At 45.9% G+C, this 13,178-nt stretch carries 16 protein-coding genes; 6 read left to right on the forward strand and 10 right to left on the reverse strand.

The window, feature by feature from the left end:
* Positions 1 to 360 precede the first annotated feature (360 nt).
* The 3 genes from AR543_RS02540 to AR543_RS02550 form a co-directional block, all read right to left on the reverse strand.
* Positions 361 to 1,734 (reverse strand): SLC45 family MFS transporter, encoded by a 1,374-nt coding sequence (locus AR543_RS02540; RefSeq protein ID WP_060531569.1) that lies wholly within the window; start codon positions 1,732 to 1,734, stop codon positions 361 to 363.
* Positions 1,735 to 2,092: 358 nt separating this feature from the next.
* Complete coding sequence (csaA, locus tag AR543_RS02545; RefSeq protein ID WP_060531571.1) at positions 2,093 to 2,425, reverse strand: chaperone CsaA; 333 nt, start codon at positions 2,423 to 2,425, stop codon at positions 2,093 to 2,095.
* Positions 2,426 to 2,472: 47 nt separating this feature from the next.
* Positions 2,473 to 3,384 (reverse strand): DMT family transporter, encoded by a 912-nt coding sequence (locus tag AR543_RS02550; RefSeq protein ID WP_060531573.1) that lies wholly within the window; start codon positions 3,382 to 3,384, stop codon positions 2,473 to 2,475.
* A gap of 157 nt (positions 3,385 to 3,541) precedes the next feature.
* Between AR543_RS02550 and AR543_RS02555 the strand changes: the two genes are divergently transcribed.
* A complete protein-coding gene (locus AR543_RS02555; protein WP_060531575.1) occupies positions 3,542 to 4,435 on the forward strand; it encodes an AraC family transcriptional regulator in 894 nt (297 codons plus the stop codon).
* A gap of 10 nt (positions 4,436 to 4,445) precedes the next feature.
* Here AR543_RS02555 and AR543_RS02560 read toward each other — a convergent pair whose 3' ends face one another.
* Positions 4,446 to 5,441 (reverse strand): DNA-3-methyladenine glycosylase family protein, encoded by a 996-nt coding sequence (locus tag AR543_RS02560; protein WP_082472094.1) that lies wholly within the window; start codon positions 5,439 to 5,441, stop codon positions 4,446 to 4,448.
* Between the two features lie 204 nt (positions 5,442 to 5,645).
* Here AR543_RS02560 and AR543_RS02565 point away from each other — a divergent pair, with 204 nt between their 5' ends.
* Together AR543_RS02565 and AR543_RS02570 are read left to right on the forward strand one after the other, a co-directional pair.
* Complete coding sequence (locus AR543_RS02565; RefSeq protein WP_060531577.1) at positions 5,646 to 6,773, forward strand: low temperature requirement protein A; 1,128 nt, start codon at positions 5,646 to 5,648, stop codon at positions 6,771 to 6,773.
* 169 nt (positions 6,774 to 6,942) lie between these two features.
* Positions 6,943 to 7,293: a DUF418 domain-containing protein gene (locus AR543_RS02570; protein WP_227871879.1), complete on the forward strand. Its 351-nt coding sequence runs from the start codon at positions 6,943 to 6,945 to the stop codon at positions 7,291 to 7,293.
* A gap of 158 nt (positions 7,294 to 7,451) precedes the next feature.
* On the opposite strand, the gene AR543_RS02575 is transcribed toward AR543_RS02570, so the two are convergent.
* Entirely contained in the window at positions 7,452 to 7,718 is a 267-nt protein-coding gene (locus AR543_RS02575; RefSeq protein WP_060531581.1) for a SunI/YnzG family protein, read from the reverse strand.
* A gap of 96 nt (positions 7,719 to 7,814) precedes the next feature.
* Between AR543_RS02575 and AR543_RS02580 the strand changes: the two genes are divergently transcribed.
* The gene (locus tag AR543_RS02580; RefSeq protein ID WP_060531583.1) at positions 7,815 to 8,195 is read left to right on the forward strand and encodes a hypothetical protein; all 381 of its coding nucleotides are present in this window, start codon (positions 7,815 to 7,817) and stop codon (positions 8,193 to 8,195) included.
* 27 nt (positions 8,196 to 8,222) lie between these two features.
* Here AR543_RS02580 and AR543_RS02585 read toward each other — a convergent pair whose 3' ends face one another.
* The 3 genes from AR543_RS02585 to AR543_RS02595 all read right to left on the reverse strand — a co-directional run bounded on the left by AR543_RS02585 (position 8,223) and on the right by AR543_RS02595 (position 9,787).
* On the reverse strand, positions 8,223 to 8,510 hold the full coding sequence (locus AR543_RS02585; protein ID WP_060531585.1) for a hypothetical protein: 288 nt from the start codon (positions 8,508 to 8,510) through the stop codon (positions 8,223 to 8,225).
* 74 nt (positions 8,511 to 8,584) lie between these two features.
* Entirely contained in the window at positions 8,585 to 9,166 is a 582-nt protein-coding gene (locus tag AR543_RS02590) for a GNAT family N-acetyltransferase (RefSeq protein WP_060531587.1), read from the reverse strand.
* A 129-nt stretch (positions 9,167 to 9,295) separates the two neighbouring features.
* Positions 9,296 to 9,787 (reverse strand): MerR family transcriptional regulator, encoded by a 492-nt coding sequence (locus AR543_RS02595; protein WP_060531589.1) that lies wholly within the window; start codon positions 9,785 to 9,787, stop codon positions 9,296 to 9,298.
* A gap of 180 nt (positions 9,788 to 9,967) precedes the next feature.
* On the opposite strand from AR543_RS02595, the gene AR543_RS02600 reads away from it, so the two are divergent.
* Complete coding sequence (locus tag AR543_RS02600; RefSeq protein WP_060531590.1) at positions 9,968 to 10,819, forward strand: SDR family NAD(P)-dependent oxidoreductase; 852 nt, start codon at positions 9,968 to 9,970, stop codon at positions 10,817 to 10,819.
* Between the two features lie 96 nt (positions 10,820 to 10,915).
* On the opposite strand, the gene AR543_RS02605 is transcribed toward AR543_RS02600, so the two are convergent.
* The gene (locus AR543_RS02605; protein ID WP_060531592.1) at positions 10,916 to 11,284 is read right to left on the reverse strand and encodes a winged helix-turn-helix transcriptional regulator; all 369 of its coding nucleotides are present in this window, start codon (positions 11,282 to 11,284) and stop codon (positions 10,916 to 10,918) included.
* Positions 11,285 to 11,389: 105 nt separating this feature from the next.
* Here AR543_RS02605 and AR543_RS02610 point away from each other — a divergent pair, with 105 nt between their 5' ends.
* Complete coding sequence (locus AR543_RS02610; RefSeq protein ID WP_060531594.1) at positions 11,390 to 11,773, forward strand: RidA family protein; 384 nt, start codon at positions 11,390 to 11,392, stop codon at positions 11,771 to 11,773.
* 72 nt (positions 11,774 to 11,845) lie between these two features.
* Here the strand turns inward: AR543_RS02610 and AR543_RS02615 are convergent, their stop codons facing one another.
* Entirely contained in the window at positions 11,846 to 13,030 is a 1,185-nt protein-coding gene (locus tag AR543_RS02615; RefSeq protein ID WP_060531597.1) for a winged helix-turn-helix domain-containing protein, read from the reverse strand.
* Positions 13,031 to 13,178: the final 148 nt, after the last annotated feature.

Genomic DNA, 13,178 nt, shown 5'->3' on the forward strand with positions numbered 1-13,178 from the left:
AGGGGCCGGATCTGCTTCATGACGTACAGGAACATAGCGGGACAACACAACAGACAGCCGTCCGGATCGCAGTCAATGTCCATATACGTAACGACAAGCATCACAAAAAAAGCCCACCTCAATAGGGATTCGTCTTTTTCGGCTGCTTAGCGTAAACGCATGGAATGAATCATTGAGTGCCACCCTCCTTTGTACCAGATGGGTTCATACTATCATTAAAGTAATTATCTGTAAATTAAAGAAAGCAGCAATGGGGCAGGATAATGCGAATATTAAAAAAAGAAGGAAGAGATGTATAATCTCTTCCTTCTTCAGAAGGTTCGTGCCAGGTTCAGGCTTATACGGCCTATACCTACCATGTTAGTTCAATGTCTGATCTCGTCTTGCATAGGTTTCTTTGATCGTGCCTACCGTAAAGGCACCAATTACCAGCAGCACACCGGAAATCAGGATCATGACCGGCATCGAGGAACCGAGTGCCGGGAACAGAGCGAAGCTCAGGCAGGAAGCGATAATCTGCGGCAGGCAGATACTGCCGTTGAACAGACCCAGATACGTACCCATATTTTCCCCGGACAGTGCATTGGTCAGCATGGTGAACGGGAACGTCATCATCGCTGCCCAGGCAATACCGATCAGCAGGAAGGATACGACCAAAGCGCCCTGGCTGTGAATGAAGAAGACCGAGCCAAATCCGATACCGCCCAGCACCAAGCTGAGTGCATACCAGGTTTTGCGCTTGTTGTTCGACATATTGGCGAGTACGAGTGACCACAGTACAGCTGCCACCGATTGTACCGCCGACAGAATGCCGAACCAGTTACCTGCTGCCTGATATGCAGCACTGGAAGGATCAGCTGTGTTCCATACATTTGCTGCGACTGCTCCCGTACCATACGTCCACAGATACTGGAATCCCATCCAGCAGAACAGCTGTACCAGAGACACCGTCCAGAACACCCGTGGCGCTGTGCGCAGCAGGCTCATCATGCCCGCCTTTGGCTTGTTCTCGTCTGTAATTCCGTGGTAGGCTGCATATTCGGCTGGCGTATATTCTTTGACTTTGAATACCGTGAACAGACTGCAGACGATCAGTACAATCGCCCCCACATAGAAGGAAATGACTACAGATTGCGGAACGACACCCGGTGCCGCATTATTCGATACACCCAGCATCGTTAGCAGAAACGGGAAAATACAAGCGATTACCGCGCCGCTGTTGGACAGAAAGCTTTGGATCGAGTAGGCAAATCCCTTTTGCTCCTCGTTGACCATATCGCCAACCATCATTTTAAAAGGCTGCATGGCTACGTTCGAGGATACATCCATAAACAAAATCGTAATCGCGCCAAAGGTAAGCGCAGCCATCGGACCAAAGCCGAAGCTGCCCGAGTTGGGCAGCAGACACATCACGATAACGGCGACAATCGCGCCCATCAACAGGTACGGAATACGCCGTCCTAGCTTCGGCATCCATGTACGATCCGAGAAATAGCCAACCAGCGGCTGTACAATCAGACCTGCCAGCGGCGGCAGGATAAAGAAGAATCCGAGGCTATGAGGGTCGGCACCAATCGTCTGAAAAATACGTCCCATATTGGAGCTTTGCAGTGAGAACGCCATCTGTACTCCCAAAAATCCAAAGCTGATCATCCAGATCATATGAAGGGGAAGCTTAGGCAGGTGCTGCCGGGTAACTTTGTTGCCTTTTTTATTAAGCTGTTCTGCTAACATAATATCCTCCTAATCCGATTCCATAGATTGTTACTGTTCTTCATCGGTAATGGCCAAGAAGCTGTTTTTGCGCAATCGTTTGCTCAAAAGCCGAAGTAAGGGTTTTCAGTAAACTATGTAGGCCAAAGTGTAACTAATTGCGTTGTGCCAGGTTTCCTGGGATAACTGTGGAGAAACAGACGATTGAATACGTATTGCATTTGGTATGAAATTATAAGTTATTATAGTCTTATCTTTTGATTTATGCAACCGTTTGCATCAAAGAGTGCGCAAAAATATTTATCCATTTTGTGAATTTAACAGAAAAAGGGATAGGAACGATTCCATCCCTATCCCTTTTGCCTGAAATTATTGTTGTTCAGCCTATTGGTATGCCATTAGGAAGAGGAACATCCGGTTGGAGCAGAACGACATCCCCCTCATCTGGAATACCTCCCAATACCAGCACTTCCGAATCAAATCCAGCGATACGCCGTGGCGGAAAATTTACAATCCCTATAATCTGTCGACCCACCAACTCTTCAGCTGTATATCTTTTGGTAATCTGGGCACTGGACGTTTTATATCCAATCTCCTGTCCAAAATCAATCTCCAGCTTGATCGCAGGCACTCTGGCCTTGGCAAAAAACTCAGCTTTCATAATGGTTCCGGTGCGAATATCCAATTTGGCAAAGTCATCAAATACAGCCATGTTATTCATCTCCTGTTTATTATTCTGAAATGATATTTGTGTGTCACTTATTCAGAAATCTGCCTTGCTGCCGTGTGCTTCAGGGTATGCAGCCAGAAATACATGCCCATTCCTATTAGTGTGATACAGCCTCCAATCAACTGGAAAATAGAAATCTGCTCACCCAAAAAAAGATAAGCCAGTATAATTGCCAGTACTGGTTCACCGATAATACCTACCGACACTGTAGTAGCACCTATCGATTGGAGCAGCAGATTAAAAATATACTGTCCACATATAGTCGGTATTATGGCCAGCAGGACGAAATATAGCCAGTCCGAAGCATGATATTCGGTTAGCGAACTATGATTTAGCAGATTATAAAGCAGCATAACCGTACCGCCAATAAAAAACACAATTACACTATAGGCATTGGCATCTATTTTGTGGCTGACTTTCTGTCCAACCAGCATATAAGCCGAGACCAGCAGGGTACCCAGCAGTGACAATCCGTCACCAATCAGTGCTTCTCTGGATATACCTAAATCTCCCCATGCTATGATTACAGATCCGATCAGAGATGCCAGCAGACATAATATAGCGGCTCGTCCCATCCGTTCACCAAACATAAAGTATGAACCAACCATCACAAACAAAGGCTGCAATGCTAGAATGACCATCGAACTCGCTACTGAAGTATATACCAGCGATTCCATCCAGCAGAGAAAGTATAATCCCAGAAAAAGACCGGCAATCCCAATCGTACTCCAATCTTTTCTATTCAATTGGGAAGTATACAGTGCTCTCCACGAGATTAAAGGGAGCATAATAATCACTGATATATACAAACGATACATGCCGGCTACAGCTGTAGGCGTATCCGAAGATTTGATCATAATGGATGAGACCGAAACAGACAGTATACTAATAAAAAGCAAAACATAGGGATGAATCCCCAATCGAGAATTATTTATTTTCATTACTGCGCCTCCAAGAGGCTTTCTCTTGCAGTCTGTGCACAGGCTTTAAGAACAAGCCCAAGATCTGATATGATAATATCATCACTCTGGAATGAATTGTGCAGTAATATCACTTATTTATATCAGAATATCGTCATACGAAAGGAAGGAATCATTCGTGGAGAAGCCATTATACGAAGCGATTGCTTATCCGGATCATTCATTCCCTTATATTATGTATACTCATACTGTTCATAATAGCATTCCGGAAGGCAGAGGATTTAACGATCTGCATTGGCATGACGAGCTGCAAATCACGCTGGTTACGAGAGGAAAGCTGGTCATTCAGGTGAATGGTATTGATTATACACTGGAGACTGGACAGGCGATTATGATCAATAAGGGAATACTTCATATTGTTACTCAACTGACACCAAACGGTCAGTATGTCAGTTTTAATTTTCCCGAAAAGCTGTTAGCTTTTTATACGGAGAGCTCGATGGAGCAGAATTATGTGCTGCCGTATACCAATTCGTCCCTGATCTCGCTGGTAATTGGCGGCGAAGAAGACTGGGAGAAGCAGGTACTGAATATGCTATGGGAGATGAAAAGTAAATTCGACATGCCTAAAGGCTGGGGCTGGCAGTACGAGGTATCTATTAAAACCGTACAATTGTGGTTTATCCTGATTTCCAACCTTTCGCTTCCCATCGAGGAGTCACCGCGTCACTTGAGACTGCAGCAGGAGCGGCTGCAGCTTATGCTCAGCTTTATCCACCAACATTATGATACGAATATTACCTTGCAGGAAATTGCAGATGCTGCTCATTTGAGCATTTCCGAATGCACCCGCAGCTTCAGAAAAACCATTCATATGACTCCTTACGATTACCTCATCAAATATAGACTCAAAAAAAGCAGTGATTTACTGCTCTCTACAAATCAGACTATTACAGCAATCGCGCATAAAGTCGGTTTTAATCATGTCACCCATTTTATACAATCGTTCAAAAAGTATTATGAGCGTACTCCTAAGGAATTCCGTAACTACAGAAACGGCATGAATCCTTAGATAGCAACAGCTAATACAGAAACCGCCACAAGTAAAACGTTGCATACGACTCCCATAATGACCAGCCGGCAGATAACTCCAGAATATGCGCTTTGGTCGGCTTGGCCTCCAGTCCAAGCACATGCTTGATTGAGTTATGCAGTCCCACATCATCAATCGGAAAAGCTGACGGCATCCGCAGGCAGCGCATCAGCACATAATGAGCTGTCCAGGGCCCGATGCCCCGGATCTGCACGAGCATTTTCTCGGCCTGCTTTACATCGCCTGCTTGAAGCAGCTGTTCCTTGGACAATGTGCCTTCGGCAATACGTCTGGCCGTATCAATCAGATACTCGCACTTTTTGACCGTAGTAATTCCAGCGGCAGACAGCTGCTCTACTGTCAGACCGGCAATCTGCTCTGCTGTAGGAAACAGCCAGTAACTCCGGCCTTCCCGTAACAGCGCCTGTCCAAACTGCTCGACAAATCGCCTTTTCAGCGTATAGGCGAATCCCAGATTGATCTGCTGCCCCAGAATCCCCCAGCAAATCGCTTCATACAGATCCGGAATGCCCATATTGCGCAGGCCATAAAAAGACACGATCGCTTCCTTGAGCAGAGGGTCATTTTTGGCCATTTCATAAAAAGGAGCCAGATCGGTCCCCAGATCAAACCAGTCATACACATACTGCGCTACGCCAGCACGCAATTCAGGCGAATCCCAATGTGGCTCATCGATAAAGCGAATCCGGATATACGTGCTATCTTCAGCAGTAATCTCTACTACCGTAGCCTGCTGATTGACGGCAATTGCTTTATAGATCGCGCCATCCACCAGCGTATACAGCGATTCATTGGTCGCGGTCGCCAGATGGCTGTAATTTTCGGCAAAGCTGAATTCACGCGGAACCGGGATACGAATATCGGTCCCATCATTATGCCAGAATGCAGGTGTAGCGGACGGGTTGGCATTGGTACCGGAATGCTGCTGTGACGACTGGGAGTGTTCGGGATGAGAGTTGGACATGGGATGCAAAAGCCTCCGTTCGTATTTTCCATAAAGAGGTGAGTTATTCACCTATTAACCGTCTGACCCTATTCGTTAACTGTGTCTGCCTCAAAAAATAGAATGAGGCGGATAAGCGTATGACTTTTACCGACAAATAAGCTGATTTTGTACCGTAATCCTTGCTATACTGGTTTCAACTGGAAATCTACTTTTTCCGAAAGGATGTGTCATTTCATTTCACACAAAAAAGTCACCTGGCTGGAGCTGTTCTATGATCTGGTCTATGTCGCAGCCGTCTCGATCACCGCGCATGTGCTGGCTCACTCGCATCACGGCACGATTCCGGTCGATGTCATTCTGAAATACATACTGATTTTTGTTCCACTCTGGTGGGCCTGGACAGGCTTCACTGTATACGTTAACCGCTTTGGACAGGACGATAGCGTCCAGCGGATCGCCTACTTTGTACAGATGGTGTTCGTCATTATGATGGCGGCGAGTATCAATCTGGATTTTGGAGCATATTATCTGTTCTTTATGCTGGGTTATGTCGGGATTCGGCTGTCTACCGTATTCATGTACATGCGCGGCTGGATGCAGCGGGATGGCGAACCCCGCCGTATCTCCCGCTATCTGGCGATTAGCTTCCTCATCGGGGCACTGATCAGCTTCTCCTCCGTACTGGTGCCGGGCGATGGCAAATTCATCGTGCTGTACACCGGTATTGTGGTCGATATCCTGCTGCCGCTGCTGGGGCGCCGCCGCGTACTGAGCAAGCTGCCGGTCCATCATCCGCATCTGCTCGAACGATACGGACTGGCGACAATCATCCTGCTGGGCGAGCTGATCCTGGTCATAGTTAATGGACTGCGTGAAGATCATATTACCGGCGCTACGGTCGTATCTGCGGTGCTGGGATTCATCATTGCGGTATCGGTCTGGTGGCATTACTTTGAATCGTCGGAGCATATCGCCGGTGAAGACCGCAAAAGCTCCGGGCAGTCTGTCATTTACGGCCATCTGCTGACGTTTATGTCATTGGGGATTGTTGCAAATGTGGTACATTACGGATTCCATCATGAGCTGACTCCGCGCAGCTTTGCATGGCTGTCAGTGGCTGGATTTGTAGTGTATGCGATATCATCAGCAATTATTTTCCTGCCGGGCAAGCATCAGGCGCAGATCGTACGCAGTCTGATCCGCACCGCTGTATTCGTGCTGGTGGCGGTGATCGTTTTACCACTGCTGCCTTCGGTAGAGATGATCTATGCTGTACTGGCAATTTGCTTTGCCGGGTATGGTTTGGCAGAAGGGATTGTGCGTAAGCGCGGCAAACAAGCGGGGAATTGAGATACTCATCTGAACCGCTATTTATAATGCAGAATTAAATTAAAACAAAAATGAATACAAAGATACCACACTTAATTTCCTAAACAAAGCATGTCTAACAGAAACAGCATGGATAGGTATCGTCTATCCTGCTGTTTCTTGAATTTCTATTGGATTTGCTTTAATCTTTCTGTTTCTTTCTTCATCCAGGTTCTCTTGGTTAGTTCATCCGTTTGCCTGGATTGGCCGTATGAGCTTAACCAATTACTTACTGCAATCCTTAGTGTTTGGTTCTATTTTTATAGGAGGAAGCATGGCTGCTTTAGGTAAAATTGCTTTCGTTCCTCCGATCCCGTTTGCAGCGTTACTTCCGATTGGAATTGTATTCTTTATACTTCAAATTGGGGTTAGCAAGCTGTGGCTTAAACACTTCAATTATGGTCCTGTTGAATGGCTATGGCGTACCGGGACTTACTGGAAAGTCTCACCGATGCGACGCAAAGAAAGAAAAACAGCTGCTGTACGTCATGCAGATGAATAGATGAATTTCCAAGATGTCACTTAGATTGCTTTCTTTTAAAAAATAACCAAAGTTGCCTATGATCATCCCCTCTAAACATTACTTCATTTTGCACGTTAAAAGGTCACTTCTTAAAATAAGAAGTGACCTTTTGAATATTACTATATAAATTCAACCTGTTAATTGTTCTCAATCGCTGAGTTGATAGTATTCATGATCTTCGTATAATTGGTAGTAAAAAGTATGTAGTTATTGGTTTTGGTCTGGATAGCGACTCGATCGGTTGTGCCATACGGTGCACCGATCCGAATAGCATTTGTCTCTTTGCCGCCATACGTATCATCCAGAGAGACACTGATAATATCAGCAACAGGAATGACCAGCTTTGTAAGCTGATATCTAATAATAATATCCTCATCTACCTTCTTGACGTCGATTCCCAACATTGTTCTATTCCTCCTTTAATTTAATTCATAACTTACTTGTGATACCTTATTTAATATACCATTATTACATTCCTGAGTTCAGATAAAGAGGTACCCATGAAAAGTCCACTTCGAAATATAACTGTCAATCATCGTGCATTTATGTACTGGTATTCCAGCGGTGCCTGCTTTACCTTAAACCTGTCGCCCAAAGAGAATAAAAACATCAAAATCACGCTCCTGTTCAAAGCGAATCCACCTGACGAAGATCCACATACCTTTTGGGCATTTTACGATATTCCAACGCAGCGGGATGGGGTGGATACTACGATCCATCTGGGCAAACCACGACATATTGCAGAGATCCTCTCTTATCTGCTGACCAGTCATCAGGAACTCTGGACGCAGACCACACCGCAGATTCTGGATAACGCTTGGGAGATATTAACCGAAATGGGCTACAAGAATCCAACACCTCTTTGGATTGGAGAATGGTAAATGAGCAGCTACTTCAGAAGCCGAAGCTTATTTATTGTTCCACCAATAATAAATAATGGTGGCTACCTCACTGCAGTTGTCTTGATTGAAGGATTCTTTACTAAAGGACTGAGCAAATACGTTGGTAACCAGATGAATAACTTCAGACAATTCTCTAGTATCCATCAAACCGTACAAAATATCCCATGCTTCTCCATCAAACTCATCAGCTATTCTTCCTCCATCCGAAAGACCATACGGATCGAATCGACACAATATTTGATTCAATTCCTCATACATCTGCCGAAAAGAATACAGAACTTCTACTTTATCCATTTGTTATCACCTCCGTGCAAACTTATCATCCCAACTAAATAACCTATGTATATCTTCTCCCGTCACATACGATATCAATCTTGAACTTCCTTCCATTCGAGAAACTGTACATATTCATCCTTGGTCATTCCGAACAGGATGCAGTCCTGGTATCGTCCATCGGTATAGAACATCTGCCGACGTATTCCTTCCTGGATGCAGCCTACCTTGCGCAGCATCGTAGCCGAGGCTATATTGCCTTCCAGTACATAATTATTGAATTTGTTCAGTCTTCTCTCGAAAAAGGCATACTTCAACAGCAGGTGAATGGCTCTGGTGCCGTATCCTTTACCCCGATGATCCCGATCGACCTGAATGCCAATACTGAATGTTCCATTACGTTCGTCGATACTGTTGAGATTCAGGGCTCCTACGTTCTCTCCATCGAGTGATTCCATCGTGAACATCAACCGATTATTTGCAAATCCGGCATATGTCTCGGTAAATTGCTGCGCTTCTACCATCGTCGGCGGCAGCTCTACCGCGCATTCCAGCAGTCGTCTTGCCGGCGTATCAAAGCGGTTAATATAGTGGTCTTCCCAATCTTCCGGTGCCAGCGCCCGCAGGCGTATGCGGTCATCCTGCCAATAGTAATTACTGTAATCAATCGTTCTCAAGAAAATCCCTCCCTGACAAGCAAGTATGTAACCAGATATTTCCTGCCCCCAGTATACAAGAAAGCAGCCCATTTCACTACGGGCTGCCTGTTAGGTGTTATGCCGTGAATATAAACACCCTATCTACAGTTACTTGGTTGCCGCTTTGACAGGGGTGGGAAAATAGTTCATTTGTACGGAGGAGATGAATTTTTCCGATGATTCTGCCGCTTCACGATCTGCGCATTCTTTGCGCTGCTCTGGCGTGAAGCTCTTTAGATATTTGCCTTCTTCCAGCTTCTGGTCTACAAAATCGGCAACTTTTTGCAATGAAGCAATTTGTTCCCGGATATGATCCCGATGATTTCTCAAGCGCTCTACTAGCTCCGGATATTCGGCAGGGTCCCTATTGGCAGAGACATGCAGAAAAGGACGCATTTCTTCCAGCGACATTCCCGTTCTTTTCAGACAGGAGATAAACTGGATCGTCTGTACGTCTTGTTCCCGGTAAATACGGTGTCCATTCTCCTTGCGCTCTGCACGAGGCAGCAGCGATATTTTTTCGTAATAACGAATATTGTCCTCGCTGATACCTGTATACTGTGCTGCCTGTCTGATCGTAAATGTAGTCTCGGTCTTCATGGTATTCCCCTCCCGTATACGCTTTTACTGTGCATTATATATCTTGGAGTCAACTCCAAGTCAAGCAAGCTCAGTCAAGATCATTCAGATAATTAACCAACTCTTGACCTGGAGTCGGCTCCAACTTCTACAATAGGCACAATCAGGAATATATCCTATCGCCTAAAGGAGAGAAATCTAATGCCTACACCTTCATACACCGCACTGGTCACCGGTGCCAATGCCGGAATCGGACTGGAACTTACCCGCAAATTGCTTGCAGAGGACTGGCAGGTCATTGCTGTGCATCGATCCGGATTCTCAGCAGATGATCTGACGATCCACCAAGCGATTCAGAGCAGACAGCTGCGCACCTATACGGTCAACAATCTGGCGGATTACGATCAATTGAGACAGGTCCTGCAGATGATCAAGCATCATGAACAGCAGATCGATGTGCTGTTCAACAATGCGGGTGGGAGCTTTGCAGAACTGGCTTATTCCAAACAGGGTCGTGAAATGCATTATGAGCTCATGACTGTAGTTCCGTATATTATACTGATGGAATTAAAAAATCTGCTGCAGAATAGCCGTCTTCATACCGTCATCAATACCTCATCGGCGGCTGTTAAGTACACCAAAGCGATCAATAACGAGATTTTGGAGCGTCCCAAAACCTTTCGCAAACTGGTTGGTCCTTATGCCACATCCAAGCTGGCTCTATCGCTATGGACTCAAGCAGCCGCACCCCAGCTAGCCAAGGAAGGCATCCTCATACGCAGCGTTGATCCCGGCAGCAACAATACATTGCGCAAAGAAAAAAAATCGGGTCTTCCGTGGTTTGTCAGACCATTGATGAAGTTCTTTTTTGCTCCTCCTACTCATGGCGCAGATCAGTTGTATCAAGGGGCTGTAGGAGAACATCGCGAAAAATCGGGGATATTCGTATCCAAAGGACAGATGATGGAATTGAAATTTCAGGAGCAGGCACCGGAGATTCTGGAGCGGCTCAACCGGATTTATAAACAGGAATTTCTGCAATACTCGCAGTGACATAGGAATCATGCATATGCTCCTGCATGCCTGCTGATAAGCGCAATTTCCCAGCGTTCTTGGACTGCTGCCATGTATGGCATTCGCGCCACTTATTTATTGGTCATTATTTGCAGCCAGTGGATCAGGTTGGCGATTCTGCGCACCCCATTCGCACAGCTGCTCCATCACCGGTAGCAGCGTTTGTCCTTTGGGAGTGAGCGAGTATTCCACCTTGGGCGGAATCTGTGGATATTCTTTGCGTTCGACCAGTCCGTCTGCTTCCAGTTCTTTGAGTTGTGCGCTCAAAATTTTGTAGGTGATTGCTCCGATCTGTCTGTGCATTTCATTAAAACGTACCGGCTGTCTGGCAGCTAACAGGTACAAAATCACCATTTTCCATTTGCCGCCGATGATGGACATCGTGTAGCCAAATGGTGTGTCCTGAATATTCATTTCTGTATCTTTCAAGTCGGATATGCCCATGTTTACACTACCCTTTCGGATAGTACCTATCGTACTTGTGCGTACTATCCCTTTCGTTTCGTCCAGTTTATACTAGCCTTAATTCAACGTAAAGGGGCTAACACAATGACTACGACTCAAGTGTACAATCACGATCTGTGGGATCATGGAATCTCCCAAGGCTATCGCGTCGATAATACCATTCATATCTCCGGCCAATTCTCGCACAACGCCCAGGGCGAATTTATCGGCGCAGGTGATATTGAAGCACAGGTACATCAGACACTGGAGAATCTGGATCATGTACTCGCCGAATTCGGCGTTACCCGGTCCAACCTTGCATATGTGGAGCTGTATCTGACCAACCCCCAGGAGCATGGCGAGATTGCGATCGAATTATTCAAAAAATATGTCGGAGAACATCGTCCAGCCGGCAGTATGATCGGAGTAACCTATCTGGCTTTCCCGGAGCAGTGGGTCGAGGCCCGGGCAGTGGCGTATGTAGAATAATTAAAAAAGAAGGGACTTCGTGGAAGCGAAGCTCCTTCTTTTTTTGAAATCATATCCGATATTTTGAAGCCACTACTCCATCACAATCGTCTCGCAGCTATGGAATAATGCGAATTTCTGGAGGCACTGGTTCAAGGCTGTACGCAGCTCTACCGTTTGCTTCACCTCTTGCTCGTACCAGATATTTTTGACAAGCAGTGTACTCGTTTTACGCTCTGCGATGATTTCGGCTCGTCCAATGAAATGATCTCCGTATAACAGAGGCAGCACATAATAACCGAATTTCCGTTTGACTGCCGGCATATAAATTTCCCAGGTGTAATCAAAGCCAAATAATTGGTTAATCAGCTTACGATCCCACATGAGATTATCCAAAGGAGCAATCAGCTCGCAGCGCCATACCGGCTCCGGGTTAGTCAGAACGGTTTCTATAAGCGGCAGATCCTCTACAAGGCAGTACAATAGATCCTTCATCTGTTCCACAGCGACAGCAGCGATACGCTTTTCCAGTAATAACTCGCGAAAAACTTCATTACGCTGTGGCGCTTTTAGCCCCCATATGTTCAGCCAGGCATCCGATGCACGATTCCATAACAGACCTACAGCACCAATACGGCGCAGCACTCGCCACTTGTGATGCTCAAGCTCATCTACCAATGGCTCCGGTGCATTCAGCAAATCGGGCTGTATGTACTGGGTAGCGATATCGTAGTATTTACGTGTTCCTTTTTTGCGATGGATAATCAGCTCGCCTGTCGAATACATCTGTTCCAGTACCGAGCGAGAGGAGTTATTACCGCTGCTCCAGTGAATCGCCGATCGCCAAGCAAAATTACCTTCCAATTTCAAATCATCCGAGCTGATTGCGCCGTGATGCTGAATATGTGTCCGCACTTGTTCTGCTAATGCTACCATCTCTGGATAACGTTCAGCATGCTGCCGGGCGGCCTGTCTGTATCGTTCAAAGTATGGCCAGTCCTCAACAGGGATAATCGCCAGATTTTTGTCTGGATAATCAATCAGGCTTCGATCTTCATACAATACCTCTGCGAGCATATCCTTGGTAAATCTCTTGATTCGCGACTGCAGCACCAATTCGGCATTTTTGCCACAGACGTCGATAGGGTCATACTGAATACAGCCGACCTGTCTGGCAAAGTCCAATATACCCTGCTTTTCCTCAAATCTATAGTCGCCCAATAGCCCATGCTTCAATAACAGAAATTGCCGGGCCTGACGATTGGTTAACTGGATCATGTTCACACCTGCCTCTGCTTGGAGTATAAAGCGTAGCCTTCAACGAGCCATGATTCGCGTATATACTGGAGGTATTTCATATGCTGCCTGATGGTATTAGATAAAGCTATTCATTATACTTGGTATTCTGGTTAACTTTTCCATTCCT

Source organism: Paenibacillus bovis (assembly GCF_001421015.2).
Lineage (GTDB): Bacteria > Bacillota > Bacilli > Paenibacillales > Paenibacillaceae > Saccharibacillus > Saccharibacillus bovis.